Here is an 18,994-nt window from a genome sequence, read left to right as displayed (position 1 = left end):
ATGATGATCAAGACCATGCGTAACAGCGTTGTCGCTTTGCTGGCCGCGCTACCCTTGCTGGCAGTGGCTGCGCCTGCTGCCCATGAAGTGGTGCAGGAAACCACGCAGACCCTCTTGGCCGACCTCAAGGCCAACAAGGAGCAGTACCGCAGCAATCCTGATGCCTTCTACAACTCGCTCAACGAGATTCTCGGCCCGGTCGTGGATGTCGATGGCGTTGCCCGCAGTGTCATGACGGTGCGCTATTCGCGTGAAGCCACGCCCGAGCAGATGACCCGCTTCCAGGAGAACTTCAAGCGCAGCCTGATGCAGTTCTATGGCAACGCGTTGCTCGAGTACAACAATCAGGACATCCGTGTGCTGCCGGCCACTGGCAAGCAGGATCCACAGCGTACCTCGGTCAACATGGAAATCCGCGATGGTAAGGGCACGGTCTATCCGCTGTCGTACACCATGGTTGCCATGGACGGAACCTGGAAGCTGCGTAACGTGGTGATCAACGGCATCAACGTTGGCAAGCTGTTCCGCGATCAGTTCGCGCAGTCCATGCAGAACAACCGCAACGATCTCGACAAGGTCATCGACAGCTGGGCAGACACCGTTGCCCGCGCCCGTCAGGCCCGGGGGGCGTCGTGAGTTCAGCGGCCATCGTCGAACAGGCGCCGGGCGTTCTCGCGCTCTCCGGCGTCCTCGATTATCAGAGTGGTCCGGCCCTGCGTGAGCAGGGCGGTCGGCTGATCCAGGCCACCCAGGCAAGTGCCTGCGTGATCGATTGTTCGGCGGTGGAGAAGTCCAGCAGTGTCGGTTTGTCTCTGCTGCTTGCCTATACCCGCGATGCTCAAGCTGCTGACAAAGTGTTGAGCATTCGCGGCCTGCCCCAAGACATGAATGGGATCGCCAAGGTGTGCGAGCTGCACCACGTGCTTCCCCTGGAAGCCTAAGGCATTCAATACGCCGCGGTGATTACCTTCTGGCGCCGCAGCTCGATACCGAGAATTGCTTCTGGCAATTTTTTGTTATGATGCCGGCCCCATGTCTACAGGCCCGTGCCGAGTGCCGCTGGCGGATCGTGCAGCCAGCAGCGTTGCTGCCTGACCATCCCCGCAGTTGCTGGCCCGGACGCTGTAAACAGATGTCGCCATGCGACGTTCACGCTTATTGAATACGTTGATCGAGGTTGAGCATGCAGGCCCTTGAGGTAAAAAGTTTCTTGGAGACCAAACTGCCGGAGGTTCAGGTAGAGGTCGACGGCGAAGGCTGCAACTTCCAGCTCAATCTGATCAGCGACGAGCTGGCCAGCCTTAGCCCGGTCAAGCGCCAGCAGCAAATTTACGCTCACCTCAATCCCTGGATCGCCGATGGCAGCATCCACGCCGTGAGCATGAAATTCTTCAGCCGTGCCGATTGGGCCGCGCGCTCCTGAGACGACGAGTTAGCTATGGATAAATTAAGCATTACTGGCGGCGTGCGTCTCGACGGCGAGATCCGCATTTCCGGTGCCAAGAATTCCGCACTGCCGATTCTGGCTGCGACCCTGCTCGGCAACGCGCCGGTGACCATCTGCAATCTGCCGCACCTGCACGACATCACCACGATGATCGAGCTGTTCGGCCGCATGGGTATCGAACCGATCATCGACGAGAAGCTCAGCGTCGAAGTCGACGCGCGTACCATGAAGACCCTAGTCGCGCCGTACGAGCTGGTGAAGACCATGCGCGCTTCGATTCTGGTGCTCGGCCCAATGGTCGCCCGTTTCGGTGAGGCCGAAGTGGCGTTGCCTGGTGGTTGCGCCATCGGCTCGCGCCCGGTCGACCTGCACATCCGCGGTCTGGAAGCCATGGGCGCGACCATCGATGTCGAAGGCGGCTACATCAAGGCCAAGGCGCCGGAAGGCGGTTTGCGCGGTGCGCACTTCTTCTTCGATATGGTCAGCGTGACCGGCACCGAGAACATCCTGATGGCCGCTACCCTTGCCAAAGGGCGCACCGTACTGGAGAACGCTGCTCGTGAACCTGAAGTGGTCGATCTGGCCAACTGCCTGATCGCCATGGGCGCGAAGATTCAAGGTGCCGGTACCGACACCATCACCATCGACGGCGTTGAAAGCCTGCATGGCGCTCGCTTCAGCGTGATGCCCGACCGTATCGAAACCGGTACCTACCTGGTCGCCGCTGCCGCCACGGGTGGCCGCATCAAGGTCAAGGATGCTGATCCGAGCACCTTGGAAGCTGTGCTGGCCAAGCTGCAGGAAGCCGGTGCCGAAATCACTACCGGGTCGACTGGATCGAGCTGGACATGAAGGGCAAGCGTCCGAAGGCCGTTAGCCTGCGCACCGCTCCTTATCCGGCTTTCCCGACCGACATGCAGGCGCAGTTCATCGCTCTCAATGCCATTGCCGAAGGCTCCGGTACTGTGATCGAAACGATTTTCGAAAACCGCTTCATGCACGTTTATGAAATGAGCCGCATGGGCGCGCAGATCCAGGTCGAAGGCAACACCGCCATTGTCACCGGTACCGCACAACTCAAGGGCGCTCCGGTAATGGCTACCGACCTGCGTGCTTCGGCGAGCCTGGTTATCGCCGCGCTGGTCGCCCAGGGCGACACGGTGATCGATCGCATCTACCACATCGACCGTGGTTACGAATGCATCGAAGAGAAACTGCAATTGCTGGGGGCGAAGATTCGCCGCGTGCCGGGCTGACCACATGCTGACCATTGCCCTGTCCAAAGGCCGTATTCTCGATGACACCCTGCCGCTGCTCGCGGCGGCAGGCATCGTGCCGACCGAGAATCCGGACAAGAGCCGCAAGCTGATCATCCCGACCACCCAGGACGACGTGCGTTTGCTGATCGTGCGCGCCACCGACGTACCGACTTACGTCGAGCATGGCGCTGCCGATCTTGGCGTCGCCGGTAAGGACGTACTGCTCGAATACGGCGGCCAGGGGCTCTACGAGCCCCTGGATCTGCGTATCGCCCGCTGCAAGTTGATGACCGCCGGCGCCATCGGTGCGGCCGAGCCCAAGGGCCGTCTGCGGGTGGCCACCAAGTTCGTTAACGTCGCCAAGCGCTACTACGCCGAACAAGGCCGTCAGGTCGACATCATCAAGCTGTACGGTTCCATGGAGCTGGGGCCGCTGGTTGGCCTGGCCGACAAGATCATCGATGTGGTCGACACCGGCAACACGCTGCGAGCCAACGGTCTTGAAGCTCAGGAGCTGATCGCGCACATCAGCTCGCGGCTGATCGTCAACAAGGCGTCCATGAAGATGCAGCACAGCCGCGTCCAGGCCCTGATCGACACGCTGCGTGAAGCCGTCGAGACGCACCATCCGCATTGATCCTCTCCCGCGCGGCCTTCGGGCTGCGCAACGCCTATCCGTGTCATAGCCAACTTTTCAGGTGCCCGCACGGGGAGGCCTGTTAATGTGGCGCCTGAAAAACTCCAGATGAGGCTTCAGCTATGACCGCTCCAGTTGCCATTCGCCGACTCAACGCTGCCGACCCGGATTTCGCTCATCATCTGGATCATCTGCTTAGCTGGGAAAGCGTCTCGGATGACGGCGTCAATCAGCGCGTGCTGGATATCATCAAGGCCGTGCGTGAGCGTGGCGATGCTGCGCTGGTCGAGTTCACCCAGCGTTTCGATGCCCTTGAAGTCGCCTCCATGGCCGACCTGATTCTGCCGCGCGAGCGTCTGGAACTGGCGCTGACGCGCATTACCGCCGAGCAGCGCCAGGCGCTCGAAGTCGCCGCCGAGCGCGTGCGCAGCTACCACGAGAAGCAGAAGCAGGAATCCTGGACCTACACCGAGGCCGACGGCACGGTGCTGGGCCAGAAGGTCACGCCGTTGGATCGTGCCGGCCTGTACGTGCCGGGCGGCAAGGCATCCTATCCGTCGTCGGTGCTGATGAATGCCATTCCGGCCAAGGTTGCCGGTGTCCCGGAAGTGGTGATGGTGGTGCCCACGCCGCGTGGCGAGATCAACGAGATCGTGCTTGCCGCAGCCTGCATTGCCGGTGTCGACCGGGTGTTCACCATTGGTGGCGCCCAGGCTGTCGCGGCGCTGGCCTATGGCACCGAAAGCGTGCCGCCGGTGGACAAGATCGTCGGCCCAGGCAACATCTATGTAGCGACTGCCAAGCGCCATGTGTTCGGCAAGGTCGGTATCGACATGATCGCCGGGCCGTCGGAGATTCTCGTCGTGTGCGACGGCCAGACCGACCCGGACTGGATCGCCATGGATCTGTTCTCCCAGGCCGAGCACGATGAAGACGCACAGTCGATTCTGGTCAGCCCGGATGCGGCTTTCCTCGACAAGGTCGCCGAGAGCATCACGCGCCTGTTGCCGAGCCTGGAGCGTGAGGCTATTGCCCGTACCTCTATCGAAGGCCGCGGCGCGCTGATCCTGGTCGCGGACATGGCCCAGGCCATCGAGGTGGCCAACCGGATCGCGCCCGAGCACCTGGAACTCTCGGTCGAGAACCCGGAGCAGTACCTGCCTGAGATCCGCCACGCGGGGGCCATTTTCATGGGCCGTTACACCGCCGAAGCGCTGGGCGATTACTGTGCGGGGCCGAACCACGTGTTGCCTACATCGGGCACTGCGCGCTTCTCGTCGCCACTGGGGGTCTACGACTTCCAGAAGCGTTCGTCGATCATCCACTGTTCGGCCGAAGGTGCTTCCAAGCTCGGCAAGGTGGCCTCGGTACTGGCCCGTGGCGAGTCGTTGACCGCCCATGCGCGTAGTGCCGAGTACCGCATCAAGAACTGACCCAACGACTAAACCGAATTCGAGGAGAGCGGGCAGATGAGCAAATTCTGGAGCCCCTTCGTCAAAGACCTGGTGCCATACGTACCGGGTGAGCAGCCCAAGCTGAGCAAGCTGGTCAAGCTCAATACCAATGAAAACCCTTATGGTCCGTCGCCCAGGGCTATTGCCGCCATGGGCGAGGAGCTGAACGACGACCTGCGTCTGTACCCCGACCCCAATGGCGATCGCCTGAAGCAGGCGGTTGCCGAGTTCTACGGCGTAAAGGCCGCTCAGGTATTCGTCGGCAATGGTTCTGACGAAGTATTGGCCCATGCCTTCCACGGCCTGTTCCAGCACGGCAAACCGCTGTTGTTCCCTGATATCAGCTACAGCTTCTACCCGGTCTACTGCGGCCTGTACGGCATTCAGGCCGAGCCGTTGGCGTTGGACGAGCAGTTCCAGATCCGTCTTGAGGATTATGCGCGGCCCAATGGCGGCATCATTTTCCCCAACCCCAACGCCCCGACCGGCTGTCTGCTGGCCCTGGAGGCCATCGAGCGGTTGCTGCAGGCCAACCCGGATACCGTGGTGCTGGTGGATGAAGCCTATATCGACTTCGGTGGCGTCTCGGCCATCAGCCTGGTCGACAAGTACCCGAACCTGTTGGTGACCCAGACCCTGTCCAAGTCCCGCTCTCTGGCGGGCCTGCGGGTTGGTCTGGCAGTTGGGCACGTGGATCTGATCGAGGCGCTGGAGCGGATCAAGAACAGCTTCAACTCTTACCCGCTGGACCGCATCGCCATCGCCGGTGCTGCGGCTGCGTTCGAGGATCGGGCCTACTTCGAACAGACCTGCGCCGCGGTGATCGACAGCCGCGAAAAGGTTACGGCTGGTTTGCAAGCGCTGGGGTTCGAGGTGCTGCCTTCGGCGGCCAACTTCATCTTCGCCCGCCACCCGCAGCGTGATGCCGCCGGTATTGCGGCAGCACTGCGTGAGCAGGGCGTGATCGTGCGCCACTTCAAACAGGAACGTATCGCCCAGTTCCTGCGCATCAGCATCGGTTCACCCGAGCAAAACCAGGCGCTGCTGGATGCGCTGGCAACGCTCTGACGTTTATGGATGGAAATGAAAAAGCCAGGGCAAATGCCCTGGCTTTTTTACATCCATATCTCTGTAGCCGGGTTAAGCGCAGCGATACCCGGGAAACCCTGTCAGTGATGATGCCCCTGACCGATAAACGTCAGCGAGGTGAAGTAGCCACGGCTGTCGATATCGGCATCACCTTTCACCGCCTGGCTGGCCTCGGCGGCGATGATATTCAGGCCTTCGTTGCGAATCACCACCTGTGCTTCGCCCTTGGCATTGGTGGTGGCGCTGACCTGATCCGGTGCGCTGCGGTAGTCGCCGATCAGTTTGATATCGGCAGCTGGCTTGCCGTCGACCAGCACACGAACCGGCAGCGGCTTGCCTACACCGACTTCAAGAGGATCGGCCAAGGGCACGATCACCATACGCAGATCTTTCAGATCGGGCAGTTGGGCGCCTTCCTGATAGATCGCCAGGCTGTATTTGTAGGTATGCAGTGCTTCCACGGCGTTCGGGACTTTGCTGCGGCCCTGATTGATCCATTTGCCGTCTGCGGTCTTTGACCAGGCGCCGTTATCCAGTGCCACGGCCAGCGAAGCCGGTACGCTCAGCGGCTTCAGGCGGGCATGGTCGGCAAGGCGTTCGATGGTCACCGGAATGGTCTTGCCGGCGCCGTTGAAGGCCCAGGCGCGGCTGATCTTGTCGGCCTTGAAAGCGTCGTCTTCGGCACCATGGCCGTAGACTACTTCGATATTGCCGCGGCGTTGCTCCGTCCACAGGCCGTGGGCGCCGGCCTGGCCGGCAACGGCCAGGAGTGCCAGTAGGGCGGCGGTTTTGCTTGAGATGCGCATGATGCGTCCTTTCGATCAGAGGTTGAGGGTCAGGCTGACACTGAGGTTGCGCGGCTCGCCGGGTAGCACCCAGACGCTGTTGTAGGCGCGCTCGTAATACTTGCGGTCGAACAGGTTGTTGAGGTTCAGGCCCACGGTGACTTCCTCGCTGGCCTTGTAGTGGGCCAGCAGATCGACCGTGCTGTAGGACGGCACCGTGAAGGTGCTACCCGCCTGGCCAGAGCGCTCGCCGACGTAGTTGAGGGCTGCGCCGAGGTCGGAGCCGCGCAGGGCACCGTTCTGGAACTCGTACACACTCATCAGGCTGGCGCTGTTGCGAGCAATACCGAGCAGGTCGCTGCCCTTTGGCAGGGCGGCGTCGCCCTTGGTTACCTCGGCGTCGATGTAGGCGTAGGCACCGATGACGCGTACGGCGTCGCTCAACTGGCCGCTGAACTGCATGTCCAGGCCCTGGCTGCGGGCCTCGCCGGCGGCCACGCTTTCACCCAGGGCGTCGGTGGTGATGACGTTTTCCTTGTCGATCTGGAACAGGGCGATGGTCGCGCCGAGGCGGCCGTCGAGCAGGTCGAGTTTCACGCCGGTCTCGTAGCCCAGGCCTTTCTCCGGTTTGTAGACCTGGCCCTGGGTGCCGATGGTGTTGGGTTTGAACGAGGTAGAGGCATTGGCGAACACGCCGACCTGCGGTGTCAGTTGATAGAGCAGGCCGAGGCGCGGTGTGGCGACGTCCTTTTCCTGGCTGTTGCTGACGCGCGTGGAGCGGTTCAGTGATGTCTGCTCGACATGCTCCAGGCGTACCCCGACCAGGCCGCGCAGACGATCGGTAAAGGCGACTTGATCCTGCAGGTTTAGTGCGTAGCTTTCCGTGCGCTCGTGGAAGTCATTGACACGCGCCAGCGCTGGCTTGGGCTGGCCGTACACCGGGTTGTAGATATCCAGGCCGTAGCTCAGCAGGGTCGCGCTCTGTGGATACTTCTGGCTGTTGCGGTAGTTCTCGTACTCCAGGCCGATCAGGGTCTGGTGCTGCCAGCCGGCAAACTCGAAATCACCATGCAGCTCGGCCTGGGTGATGTTGTCGTTCCACTCGAAATCACGTTGGCGATAGAAGCGGGTGATGGTGGTGCCGACCAGCGCCTGGGGTTCCGAGCTGTTTCCCTGCAAGGTGCCTTGGGTGTAATGGTTGGCCAGACGCAGTTTCCAGGTGTCGTTCAGGTAGTGCTCGAGGGCCAGGTCGAGGGTCTGGTTGTCGTTGCGAATGTCACCGTCGTTGGGCTCGCCGACGAACGTCGAGCGCTTGACCGAGCCCAGCTGGCCATTCACGGCGGGAATGCCACGGTCGAATACCGATTCGGTGCGTGAGAATTCGGCGTCCAGCATCAGTCGGGTGTCCGGGGAGATCTGCCAGCTCAGCGACGGACTGATGATGCGTCGCTCGCTGCCGACGTGATCGCGAAAGCTGCCGTTGTCCTCGATGGCCATATTGACCCGGGAGAGCAGGTGGCCGTCTTCGGTAAGTGGAGTATTCACGTCCAGGCTGCTGCGGTAGCGATCCCAGCTACCGGCACTGAGCGAGAGGGTGGTAAATGCCTCCTCTTGCGGGCGCTTGGTGACGATATTGACCAGGCCGCCAGGGTCGCCGCGGCCATAGAGACTGGCAGCCGGCCCCTTGAGGACTTCAATTCGTTCGATGTTGGAGGTGTCCGGCGAACTGTAGCTGCCTCGGTTGATTGCGAAACCGTTCTTGTACAGTTCGCCGGTGGTGAAGCCCCGCACGCTGTAATTGAGGAAGGTCAGCCCACCGAAGTTGTTCTGCCGCGAAACGCCGCCAGCGAAGTCCAGGGCGCGGTCGATGCGCGTGGTGTTGAGATCCTTGAGCACCTGGGCCGGTACCACCTGAATGCTCTGCGGGGTATCGCGGATGTCGGTGTCGGTACGGGTAGCCGTTGCCGAGCGAGTGGCGCGGTAGCCCTGTACCGGGCCATCGGCGGACTCCTGGCGATGTTGGGCATTGATCACGCTTTCGTCGAGCAGCAGCGTATCGGGGTTTTCGGCGTACGAGGAAATACTCAGCAGGCTGAGCGGTAGGCTGGTGAGCAGGGCGAGGGAGCGACGCAAGATGCAGATCCTTGGCAGATTAAAAAACGTAATAACATTACATTTTAATGCTGTCAGGCTGCAACTACAGCTTTCTATTTCGCTATCTGTGTCGTGTTCACGGTAAGGTTTTCAGGACGAGCCGCGCTTCAAGACGAAGCCAGGCGGTACCTATGGAAGATCAGGGAAGGCGTGGGCGATCGGCCATTCCCTGTGTATTGCTACTGGCTGATCGCAGTCCGGTGCAGCGGTATTTCTGGCAGCAACGCCATGTGCACTAGTTGCTGGTGGCTACTGGTGGGCGTACGCCGACTTCGGCGCTGAGTTCCATCATCTTGCCATTGCGCATGACTTCGATACGGATCGTCTCACCCGGTTTGGCGCGAGCGACCTGGTTCATCGAGCGGCGGGCATCGCCTGCGGGTTCGCCATCGATCTTGAGGATCAGATCGTTGGGCTGCAGCCCCGCCTTCTGCGCCGGGCCATTGCGGTAGATGCCGGCGACGATGATGCCTTGCCGTCCTTCCAGCCCGAAGGACTCGGCCAGCTCCGGAGTCAGCGGTTGCACTTCGAGGCCCAGCCAGCCACGGATTACCTGACCATGCTCGATGATTGCCTGCATCACCTCCATCGCCAGTTTCACCGGGATGGCGAAGCCAATGCCTTGAGAACCGCCGGATTTGGAGAAGATCGCCGTGTTGATGCCGACCAGATTGCCATAGGCGTCGACCAGCGCACCGCCGGAGTTGCCGGGGTTGATCGCCGCGTCAGTCTGGATGAAGTCTTCGTAAGTGTTGAGGCCCAGCTGGTTACGCCCGGTGGCGCTGATGATGCCCATGGTCACGGTCTGGCCGACGCCAAACGGGTTGCCGATGGCCAGGGTGACGTCGCCGATCCTGATATTGTCGGAGCGGCCCAGTGTCATGGAGGGCAGATCCTTGAGATCGATCTTCAGTACTGCGAGGTCGGTTTCCGGATCGCTACCGATCACCCGTGCCAGCGTCTCGCGGCCATCCTTGAGTGCCACTACGATCTGATCCGCATTGGCTGTCACGTGGTTGTTGGTCAGCAGATAGCCTTCCGGGCTCATGATCACTGCCGAGCCGAGGCTGGATTCCATACGTCGTTGGCCTGGCAGATTCTCACCATAGAACTTGCGGAACTGCGGATCATCGAGCAACGGGTGGTTAGACTTGCCTACGTACTTGGTGGTGTACAGGTTGGCCACCGCCGGCGAGGCAGTGCTCACTGCCGTGGCGTAGGAAGCAGGGCCCTCCTGCGCGCGGGCGTAGGCAGGCGCCTGGCGGAGCTGCACGTCTTGCATCGGCAGGCCCACCAGTTGCGGGTACTGTTGCATGACCAGCAGCGATACCAGAACGCCGACCAGTAGTGGCCAGCCGAAGAAACGCAGGGCCTTGAGCATCGATCCAATCCTGAGGGTTGCGAGGCCCTGATCGGGCCCTTAAGGTGCGCCATTATAGAGAACCGCGCCAATAAAGCAGCGGTTCGCAACAGCTCGTGAGGAAACAATATGGCCATTGCTCTAACGACCTTGGTGGAGGATGCCGAACGCTATCTTGGCGCTTCGTGTATCAGCGATTACTGCCCCAATGGCCTGCAGGTCGAAGGCCGGCCACAGGTGCAGCGCATCGTCAGTGGCGTGACCGCCAGCCTGGCGCTGATCGACGCTGCGGTGGAGGCTCGCGCAGATGTGCTGCTGGTGCACCACGGCTATTTCTGGAAGGGCGAGAATCCCTGCATCACTGGCATGAAGCAGCGTCGCTTGAAAACCCTGCTGGCCAACGACATCAGTTTGCTGGCCTATCACCTGCCGCTGGATGTACACGCCGAGGTGGGCAACAACGTGCAGCTCGCCCGGCAGTTGGATATTACCGTCGAGGGGCCGCTGGAACCGGACAACCCACGTACCGTCGGCCTGGTCGGTTCGCTGGCGCAGCCCATCAGCGCACGGGATTTTGCCCGCCGCGTACATGAAGTGCTGGGGCGCGAGCCATTGCTGGTGGAGGGGGAGGGAATGGTCAGCCGTATTGGCTGGTGCACGGGGGGCGGGCAGGGTTATATCGATCAGGCCATCGCCGCAGGCGTCGACCTCTATCTGACCGGAGAAGCCTCCGAGCAGACTTACCACAGCGCCCGGGAAAACGGCGTCAGCTTCATCGCTGCTGGGCATCACGCGACCGAACGCTATGGCGTTCAGGCCTTAGGCGAATACCTGAGCCGGCGCTTCGCCATCGAGCATCTGTTCATCGATTGTCCGAACCCGATCTAGGGTTTCGAGGAACGGCGACCGGGCCTGCCGCTCGGTCGCCGTATTGGGGCAGGATCAGAAGTCGTAACGAACCTTGGCACGCAGGGTGTCGGCATCGAAGCCCGAACGACCCACGTGCTCATAGCCCGCACCGAGGCTCAGCGCACCGACGCGGTAGTTGACGCCCAGGCTGGCCTCGTAACTGTCACGGGCCGGGCTGGCGCCGTGGGTTACGAATGACGAACCGCCGAGCACGAAGCTCGAGGTGCTGGTGGCTTGATCGGCCGCGAAGTCGTGATAGGCCATCAGCTTCAGCTCCGGCTCCAGCGTACCCTGGCCGACGGAGAACTGGCTGGCCAGACGCGCACCCGCACCGAGCTCGATGGTCTCGTAGCGCTGGCTGCTCACTGCCAGTGCTGCCGAAGAGCCTTTTTCACGGTAGCTGTCGATGTCCAGGCGGCTGTAGCGTGCGGCAACGCGCGGCTCTAGGGTGATGCCGTTGGCGTGCAGTCCGTAGCCTGCCTCCAGGTTCAGCGCCAGAGACTGGCTGTCGAAATCACCTTTGGCGCGAGTGCCGGCGACGTTGCGCTTGCTGGTGTTGTCGTTGAAGCCGTAGCTCAGGCTGGTGTCGACGAAAACCGGGCCTTGTTCGAAGCCCGAGTAGAGCGTCAGCACCTGGGTGTCGATCTCGCTCTTGTTACCGTTGCGGCCACTCACGTTGGTGTCCAGGTTGCTGTAGGCGGCACCCAGTGTCCATTGCTCGTTCAGCTTGCCGTCGATACCCAGGCTGAGACCGCGGCTGTCGGCGTCGTAACCGGCGATGCCGCTGCGGCGACCCTGACGCAGATCGCTGTCATGACCCTGCACCCAGAAGCCACTCTCACTGAATGCCGAGCCGGAGGACGCGCCGCGCAGCGCCGAAGTACGCGAAGCTACTGCGCCGGTCACCATGTGTTGCGCCGCGTTCGCTGCGGCCTGCGCGGCACCATCGACTTGCGGTGCGAGCTGCTCGCTCAGTGCCGCGAGCTGGGCTTCGTCGGCGTTGGCGAATGCCTGGAATACAGGGTCGCTGTTGTCCAGTTGCCCCATGACACTTGCATAGAAGGGTTGGAAAGCGCGGCCCGCGTTCGGGCTGCTGCCTGCCTGGTCGATGATCTCGCCGGCCTGTTCGCCGGATACGGTGCTGACTGTCGCCAGAACTTCGGTATCGGTGAGTCTGGAGGAGTTGACGGTCAGCAGTGGGGAGCTACTGAGAACCTGCGGGCCTGCGCCTTCGTACTCGAGTACTCCTGCTTTGATTAACTTGTACTCCTTGCCTGCAGCCCGGAATGCCTCAGAGGTCGGACGCAGAGCGATGCTGCTCGTAGGAGCAAAATAGGCGTCGTCGCGCACCGTGACAATGGCACGGTTGGGATCAGTCGCTTCGCTGAGGTTCAGCTGCAGCACGGTGCCCCTGTTCATCTCCAGATAGCCATCCAGGGTGACGTGAGGTTGAGTCAGCGTCAGGTGGCCGGCCGTGCCGAGAGGACTATCCTCGGCGTTATATACATCCACGCCGCCGTATCTGAGTGCATCTATGTGGGTACCCTCGAAGACCGCTGTACCCGTCACATCTATGTACGACACGCCCGAGATGTTTCCTTTGATCGTTCCACCCGCCAGTCGTAGACGAGATGGTGCTGTACCCTCCGAATAGATCGCATACTGGCCGCCCTCGATCAGGCCACCGTTCTGCTGGATCACAGGAATGTTGAATTGTGCACTGCTGGGATAGTTGAGATAGATGCCAACACGCTCCCCACTGACAGTGCCGCTGTTGACGATATCGCCACCGATGCGACCACCATCGACATAGATACCTACAGAGTCGGCGCCCTTCGCTGAAATCGTACCGCTGTTATCGAGAGCGCCACCAATCTGCCCGTGAGAGATCTCGATGCCACGTGCAGTTGCGCCATCCTCGGCCACTGCGGTCACGTCGATGGTGCCGCTGTTGAGCAGGTCTCCACCGATGCGGGCCTTGTTGTTATCACCGTCATAAGAGCGAAGGTCGATACCGGTCGCTTCATAGCCGCTAACGGTAACGCTGCCGCTGTTGTTCAGCGTGCCATGGATGATGCTGCTGCCAATGTTGATGCCACCCGCTTCACTTAGATTGGTGGTATCGCCAATGGAGGTGATACCTACCACTCGAATGGCTCCTGCGTTGGTCAGCTCGGCCACTTCGCTTTGAAAGTTCACCAAAATAGCGTTGGCTTCGTCACCGGTCACGTCGATCACGCCGCTGCCGCTGTTTTCCAGTGCTGCGCCGGACAAGTCGCTATTCGTCAGCTCGATGCCCCTCGCAACGTCCGTGCTGGATACCTCTATTCGGCCACTGTTGCTCAGGCTGCCGCCCAGGCTCGTTTCATGCAGGCTCAATCCAGCAGGCATCGCGTCACCGATCACACCTCCCGACGATTCGAGGAAGTTGCTGTTGCGGATGCTTATACTGCCTTCGTTTCTTATTCCGCCGCCGATGTGCGCATGACTGGATTTGATGCCGACGGCAGCGCTACCGCCTGTGATCAGGCTACCTTTGTTCACCAGGGCGCCGTCGATTAGTACCTCATCGATCGGGCTACTACCTATCGTGACGGGTCTCGCGTATCGGGCCTGGCTATTCTCGCCGCCAGTTGCATTGATCGCGGCGTCGAGAGTCAGGTCGCCCCGCACATGGGTACCCGGCTGCAAAGTCACTGCACTGGCTGGAGTGATTAGTTCACCACTGATAGTCAGGCCGTCTGCAATGACTTCGTTACCCCAGCTCTTGGGGCCGTTGTCGATCTGGTAGGTTTCTGCGTGGGCTGAAAGGCTGGCGGTGGTGATGGCGAGGGCAAGAAGGGAATAGGACAAAGGGCTAGACTGCATGTGGCTCTCCTTGAGCGCTGTAGCTGAAATCCAATGGTGCGGTGAGATGGAACTCACATCCCGTGTGGGACAAGGCTGCGTTGTGAATATAGGTTGATTCGCAGCTGATGAGGTGTCAAGGCGTTGACGTTTAGACTGCTTTGCGCTTCGCAAAATAAGATGGATACGCATCTCATACTGAGACATTTTTTTAGATTCGAGCCTGAAATTCCACGTAATTGCTCCCGTTCTGGGGCGTGCCGTGCAGGCTGTTTCGGTGGAATAAAGTTAGATCGTTTCGATCTAAGTGGCTTCCTGAATAGAATGAGGCGCTGTGCTAGAGTGCGCGCTCGTCCAAGGCCCGCCGGCCTGAATAAAATATCGTTATCCCGTGAGTAGCCATGCTCGACAAACTGACGCACTTGAAACAGCTCGAGGCGGAAAGCATCCACATCATTCGTGAAGTGGCCGCCGAATTCGATAACCCGGTGATGCTCTATTCCATCGGCAAAGATTCCGCCGTGATGCTGCATCTCGCGCGCAAGGCCTTTTTTCCCGGGAAACTGCCATTCCCGGTGATGCACGTGGACACGCGCTGGAAATTCCAGGAGATGTACAGCTTCCGCGAGAAGATGGTCAGCGAGTACGGCCTGGATCTGATCACCCACACCAACCCTGAGGGTGTGGCGCAGGACATGAACCCCTTCACTTACGGCAGTGCCAAGCACACCGACGTGATGAAGACCGAAGGCCTCAAGCAGGCGCTGGACAAGTACGGCTTCGACGCCGCCTTCGGTGGTGCGCGCCGTGACGAAGAGAAGTCTCGTGCCAAGGAGCGTGTGTACTCGTTCCGCGACAACAAGCACCGCTGGGATCCGAAGAACCAGCGCCCCGAGCTGTGGAATGTGTACAACGGCAACGTCAAGAAGGGCGAGTCGATCCGCGTATTCCCGCTGTCCAACTGGACCGAGCTGGATATCTGGCAGTACATCTACCTTGAGCAGATTCCGATCGTGCCGCTGTATTTCGCCGAAGAGCGCGAAGTGATCGAGATGAATGGCGCGCTGATCATGATCGACGATGAACGCATCCTCGAGCACCTCACTCCCGAGCAGAAAGCCAGCATTCACAAGAAGATGGTGCGCTTCCGTACCCTGGGCTGCTACCCGCTGACAGGCGCGGTGGAGTCCACTGCCAGCACCCTGCCGGAAATCATTCAGGAAATGCTGTTGGCCAAGACCTCTGAGCGCCAGGGCCGCGTCATCGACCACGACTCGTCCGGCTCGATGGAAGAGAAGAAACGCCAGGGGTACTTTTGATATGTCGCACCAATCCGAACTGATCAGCGAGGATATCCTCGCTTACCTGGCCCAGCACGAACGTAAAGAGCTGCTGCGTTTTCTGACCTGCGGCAATGTCGACGACGGCAAGAGCACGCTGATCGGCCGCCTGCTGCACGACTCCAAGATGATCTACGAAGACCATCTGGACGCCATCACCAAAGACTCGAAAAAAGTCGGTACCACCGGTGAAGACATCGACCTGGCGCTGCTGGTCGACGGCCTGCAGGCCGAGCGCGAGCAGGGCATCACCATCGATGTCGCATACCGCTATTTCAGCACCACCAAACGCAAGTTCATCATCGCCGACACCCCCGGCCATGAGCAGTACACGCGCAACATGGCAACCGGCGCCTCCAACTGCGACCTGGCGATCATCCTGATCGACGCTCGTTACGGCGTGCAGACCCAGACCAAGCGCCACAGCTTCATCGCCTCGCTGCTGGGCATCAAGCACATCGTCGTCGCCATCAACAAGATGGATCTGAAGGGCTTCGATGAAGGTGTGTTCGAGCAGATCAAGGCCGATTACCAGGCTTTTGCCGACAAGATCAACCTCAAGCCCACGTCGCTGTTCTTCGTGCCCATGTCGGCGCTCAAGGGCGACAACGTGGTCAACAAGTCCGAGCGTTCGCCGTGGTACAGCGGCCAGTCGCTGATGGAAATTCTCGAGACCGTGGAAGTGGCGGGCGACCGCAATTTCGACGATCTGCGCTTCCCTGTGCAGTACGTCAATCGTCCGAACCTGAACTTCCGCGGCTTCGCCGGCACCCTGGCGAGCGGCATCGTGCGCAAGGGTGATGAAATCATCGCTCTGCCATCGGGCAAGGGCAGCAAGGTCAAGTCCATCGTCACCTATGAAGGCGAGCTGGAGCAGGCCGGCCCTGGCCAGGCGATCACCCTGACCCTGGAAGACGAGATCGACGTATCGCGCGGCGACATGCTGGTGCATGCCGACAACCGTCCGCAGGTGGTCGACAGCTTCGACGCCATGCTGGTGTGGATGGCCGAAGAGCCGATGCTGCCTGGCAAGAAATACGACATCAAGCGCGCCACCAGCTACGTGCCGGGCTCCATTGCCAGCATCGCTCACCGGATCGATGTGAACACCCTGGAAGAGGGCGCCGCGAGCAGCCTGCAGCTCAATGAAATCGGCAAGGTGAAGATCGCCCTTGATGCATCGATCGCCCTGGACGGTTATGCCCATAACCGCACCACTGGCTCGTTCATCATCATCGACCGGCTGACCAATGGCACCGTCGGCGCCGGCATGATCATCAGCGATGCTCAGGTTTCCGGTTCGGGTCACCACAGCGAATCCGGCCACGTCTCCACCGAAGAGCGTGCATCGCGCTTCGGCCAGCAACCGGCCACCGTGCTGTTCAGCGGCCTGTCGGGCGCAGGCAAGAGCACGCTGGCGTACGCGGTCGAGCGCAAGCTGTTCGACATGGGCCGTGCGGTTTACGTGCTCGATGGCCAGAACTTGCGCCATGACCTGAACAAGGGTTTGCCGCAGGATCGCGCCGGGCGTACCGAGAACTGGCGTCGTGCCGCCCACGTGGCGCGTCAGTTCAACGAAGCCGGTCTGCTTACCCTGGCCGCTTTCGTGGCGCCGGATGCTGAAGGACGCGAGCAAGCCAAGGCGCTGATCGGTGCCGAGCGCCTGATCACCGTCTATGTGCAGGCTTCACCGCTGGTTTGTGCAGAGCGCGATCCGCAAGGGCTGTATGCGGCGGGTGGCGATAACATCCCGGGCGATTCCTTCCCCTACGATGTGCCTCTGAATGCGGATCTGGTGCTGGATACTCAGAGCCTGTCGGTAGACGAGGGTGTCAAGCACGTGCTGGCCATCCTGCGTAGCCGTGGCGCTATCTAAAACCTACTGATGATCAGCTGCGCGTCGGCCCTGCTGCTCGACTGCACAAAAAAATGCCCGCTCTCCTTAGAGGCGGGCATTTTTTATTACCGGCGGCTGAATCAGATGCCCTTACCACGGGCGCGTTCGCGCTCGTTGATTTCCATCTGCTCGCAGGTCAGGAAGCCTTTGCTGTCGACCCGGTCTGCGGAGTTGAAGGCAACGTAGTAAGGCTGTTCTTTGCCGTCACGGTTGAGGACATAGTTGTTGCAGGTGCCCGGAAGAAGCGTGCGGGTTATCTCCGAGGAGGGTGGGCCACCCAACTCCAGAACGGTCGACTTGCTCATGTCCTTCTCGACCTGTTTGACCAGCGGCTCGTTGCGGTAGGTGATGTGGTCAACCGGATTTTCCGGCTTACCGGCACAACCGGTAAGGACGGCCAGAACGCATGCAGCACCCAGACTTTGCTTGAACATGGTGTATTTCCCTTGTGATGAACCAGACCATTTTTTCGAGCCCGACGAGTGTGGATAAGTTCGTCCTAAATCACCCATGGCTTGGTCTGGTTATGCCTGCAGATGCACTCATGTGCCGTTGCAGGCGTTCATTCAGGGGCTAGCGCTCAATTCCCGGCTGTTGCTGGCTGCTGTCTACGGCCTCACCCAAAATGGGTGATGGGCTGCGACTGGGCAATGCGAGTGCATTGGCGCTCAGCAGGCTCAACGCTAGGAAGATGGTCAGGACTTTCATGGTGCACCTCGTTCTCTTTGCATACGGTGTTTCACGGAACCATGCTAAGGGCGAGGCAGTCAGGGATGAAGTCGACTGTCTCGATAGTGGCCATCGACAATCATGATGTGCTTTCCCGCGCGCTACCTGATGCCTGCCGTTTTGGCCAGGTGGCGCTCCTCCATGGAGACTGAAATGGGTCATCGTGCAGTTCCCCGGTACCCACTGGTGCTGGTTCCTGGTTTTCTGGGTTTTGTCAGTCTGTTCGGTTTCGAATACTGGTATGGCATCGTCACGGCCCTGCGCAATCAGGGCGTCGACGTTTATCCCGCGCGTCTGTCGGCGGTGCATGCCACCGAGCTTCGCGGCGAACAATTATTGCTACAGATCACCGAAGCGCGTAGGCGCAGTGGCGCGGAGAAGGTGCACCTGATCGGCCATAGCCAGGGTGCTCTGGTGTGTCGCTACGCGGCTGCCCGCCGGCCGGAATGGGTCGCCTCGGTGACTTCCCTGGCCGGCCCGCATCAGGGTTCCGAACTGGCCGACCACATTGAACGCAAAGCTGCACCGGGCAGCCTGCGCGGCACGCTGCTGCAGTTTGGGGTACATGTGCTGGCGCGGGTGGTGACTCTGTTCGACAGCGGCGCCCGTGGCGCGAGCATGCCGATCAATGCCAAGGCCGCCCATCGCTCGCTGACCACCGAGGGCGTTGGCATCTTCAATCACCAATATCCTCAGGGCCTGCCGTCAGTGTGGGGAGAAGATGGGCCGGAGGAGGTCAATGGCGTGCGCTATTACTCCTGGTCCGGCACCCTGCAGCCAGGCATCACCGACCAGGGCGGCAATCGCCGTGATCTGTCGAACTGGTTCTGCCGGCGCTTTGCGCGCACCTTCGTGCGCGAGGCCGGGCAGTGTGATGGCATGGTCGGCCGCGTCAGCTCCCACCTGGGCAAGGTTATCCGCGACGACTATCCGCTCGATCACCTGGATATCGTCAACCAGCACTTCGGCCGTGCCGGCGAGGGGGTCAACCCAGTCAGCCTGTACATCGAGCACCTACGCAGGCTGCACGACGCCGGGCTGTAACTCTGCCGGCATATGGCAGTGGAACCGTAGCCTGGGTTGAGCG

Annotated in this window: 16 protein-coding genes and 1 pseudogene; 11 read left to right on the top strand and 6 right to left on the bottom strand. The window is 60.7% G+C overall.

The window, feature by feature from the left end:
- Positions 1-3 precede the first annotated feature (3 nt).
- The 7 genes and pseudogenes from K5Q02_RS00195 (at position 4) to hisC (ending at position 5,865) form a co-directional block, all read left to right on the top strand.
- The gene (locus K5Q02_RS00195) at positions 4-636 is read left to right on the top strand and encodes an MlaC/ttg2D family ABC transporter substrate-binding protein (RefSeq protein WP_225839883.1); all 633 of its coding nucleotides are present in this window, start codon (positions 4-6) and stop codon (positions 634-636) included.
- Positions 633-941, top strand: coding sequence for an STAS domain-containing protein (locus tag K5Q02_RS00190; protein ID WP_225835226.1), 309 nt, complete (start codon positions 633-635; stop codon positions 939-941). Before K5Q02_RS00195 ends, K5Q02_RS00190 begins: the two co-directional genes overlap by 4 nt.
- A 242-nt stretch (positions 942-1,183) precedes the next feature.
- On the top strand, positions 1,184-1,423 hold the full coding sequence (locus K5Q02_RS00185) for a BolA family protein (protein ID WP_225835224.1): 240 nt from the start codon (positions 1,184-1,186) through the stop codon (positions 1,421-1,423).
- Between the two features lie 15 nt (positions 1,424-1,438).
- Positions 1,439-2,703: pseudogene (gene murA, locus K5Q02_RS00180) on the top strand (UDP-N-acetylglucosamine 1-carboxyvinyltransferase).
- 4 nt (positions 2,704-2,707) lie between these two features.
- A complete protein-coding gene (gene hisG / locus K5Q02_RS00175) occupies positions 2,708-3,343 on the top strand; it encodes an ATP phosphoribosyltransferase (protein ID WP_225835222.1) in 636 nt (211 codons plus the stop codon).
- Positions 3,344-3,465: 122 nt separating this feature from the next.
- A complete protein-coding gene (gene hisD / locus K5Q02_RS00170) occupies positions 3,466-4,776 on the top strand; it encodes a histidinol dehydrogenase (RefSeq protein WP_225835220.1) in 1,311 nt (436 codons plus the stop codon).
- A gap of 36 nt (positions 4,777-4,812) precedes the next feature.
- Complete coding sequence (hisC, locus tag K5Q02_RS00165) at positions 4,813-5,865, top strand: histidinol-phosphate transaminase (RefSeq protein ID WP_225835218.1); 1,053 nt, start codon at positions 4,813-4,815, stop codon at positions 5,863-5,865.
- 101 nt (positions 5,866-5,966) lie between these two features.
- Here the strand turns inward: hisC and K5Q02_RS00160 are convergent, their stop codons facing one another.
- The 3 genes from K5Q02_RS00160 to algW all read right to left on the bottom strand — a co-directional run bounded on the left by K5Q02_RS00160 (position 5,967) and on the right by algW (position 10,206).
- Positions 5,967-6,692: a DUF4198 domain-containing protein gene (locus tag K5Q02_RS00160; protein WP_225835215.1), complete on the bottom strand. Its 726-nt coding sequence runs from the start codon at positions 6,690-6,692 to the stop codon at positions 5,967-5,969.
- A 15-nt stretch (positions 6,693-6,707) separates the two neighbouring features.
- Positions 6,708-8,807: a TonB-dependent siderophore receptor gene (locus tag K5Q02_RS00155; protein WP_442964027.1), complete on the bottom strand. Its 2,100-nt coding sequence runs from the start codon at positions 8,805-8,807 to the stop codon at positions 6,708-6,710.
- Positions 8,808-9,060: 253 nt separating this feature from the next.
- A complete protein-coding gene (gene algW / locus K5Q02_RS00150; protein WP_225835213.1) occupies positions 9,061-10,206 on the bottom strand; it encodes a Do family serine endopeptidase AlgW in 1,146 nt (381 codons plus the stop codon).
- A 108-nt stretch (positions 10,207-10,314) separates the two neighbouring features.
- Between algW and K5Q02_RS00145 the strand changes: the two genes are divergently transcribed.
- Complete coding sequence (locus tag K5Q02_RS00145; protein WP_225835211.1) at positions 10,315-11,073, top strand: Nif3-like dinuclear metal center hexameric protein; 759 nt, start codon at positions 10,315-10,317, stop codon at positions 11,071-11,073.
- Between the two features lie 54 nt (positions 11,074-11,127).
- Here K5Q02_RS00145 and K5Q02_RS00140 read toward each other — a convergent pair whose 3' ends face one another.
- Positions 11,128-13,962 (bottom strand): autotransporter family protein, encoded by a 2,835-nt coding sequence (locus tag K5Q02_RS00140; protein ID WP_225835209.1) that lies wholly within the window; start codon positions 13,960-13,962, stop codon positions 11,128-11,130.
- 380 nt (positions 13,963-14,342) lie between these two features.
- Between K5Q02_RS00140 and cysD the strand changes: the two genes are divergently transcribed.
- Together cysD and cysN are read left to right on the top strand one after the other, a co-directional pair.
- Positions 14,343-15,260 (top strand): sulfate adenylyltransferase subunit CysD, encoded by a 918-nt coding sequence (cysD, locus tag K5Q02_RS00135; RefSeq protein ID WP_225835207.1) that lies wholly within the window; start codon positions 14,343-14,345, stop codon positions 15,258-15,260.
- Between the two features lies 1 nt (position 15,261).
- A complete protein-coding gene (gene cysN / locus K5Q02_RS00130) occupies positions 15,262-17,157 on the top strand; it encodes a sulfate adenylyltransferase subunit CysN (RefSeq protein ID WP_225835204.1) in 1,896 nt (631 codons plus the stop codon).
- Between the two features lie 101 nt (positions 17,158-17,258).
- On the opposite strand, the gene osmE is transcribed toward cysN, so the two are convergent.
- Positions 17,259-17,612, bottom strand: coding sequence for an osmotically-inducible lipoprotein OsmE (gene osmE, locus K5Q02_RS00125; protein ID WP_225835202.1), 354 nt, complete (start codon positions 17,610-17,612; stop codon positions 17,259-17,261).
- A 139-nt stretch (positions 17,613-17,751) separates the two neighbouring features.
- A complete protein-coding gene (locus tag K5Q02_RS24320; RefSeq protein ID WP_268945242.1) occupies positions 17,752-17,886 on the bottom strand; it encodes a hypothetical protein in 135 nt (44 codons plus the stop codon).
- 174 nt (positions 17,887-18,060) lie between these two features.
- On the opposite strand from K5Q02_RS24320, the gene K5Q02_RS00120 reads away from it, so the two are divergent.
- The gene (locus tag K5Q02_RS00120; protein ID WP_225835200.1) at positions 18,061-18,951 is read left to right on the top strand and encodes a lipase family alpha/beta hydrolase; all 891 of its coding nucleotides are present in this window, start codon (positions 18,061-18,063) and stop codon (positions 18,949-18,951) included.
- Positions 18,952-18,994: the final 43 nt, after the last annotated feature.

Origin of the sequence: Pseudomonas sp. MM211, from assembly GCF_020386635.1 — a bacterium.
Taxonomy (GTDB): domain Bacteria; phylum Pseudomonadota; class Gammaproteobacteria; order Pseudomonadales; family Pseudomonadaceae; genus Aquipseudomonas.
This window is presented reverse-complemented; position numbering and strand designations above follow the sequence as displayed.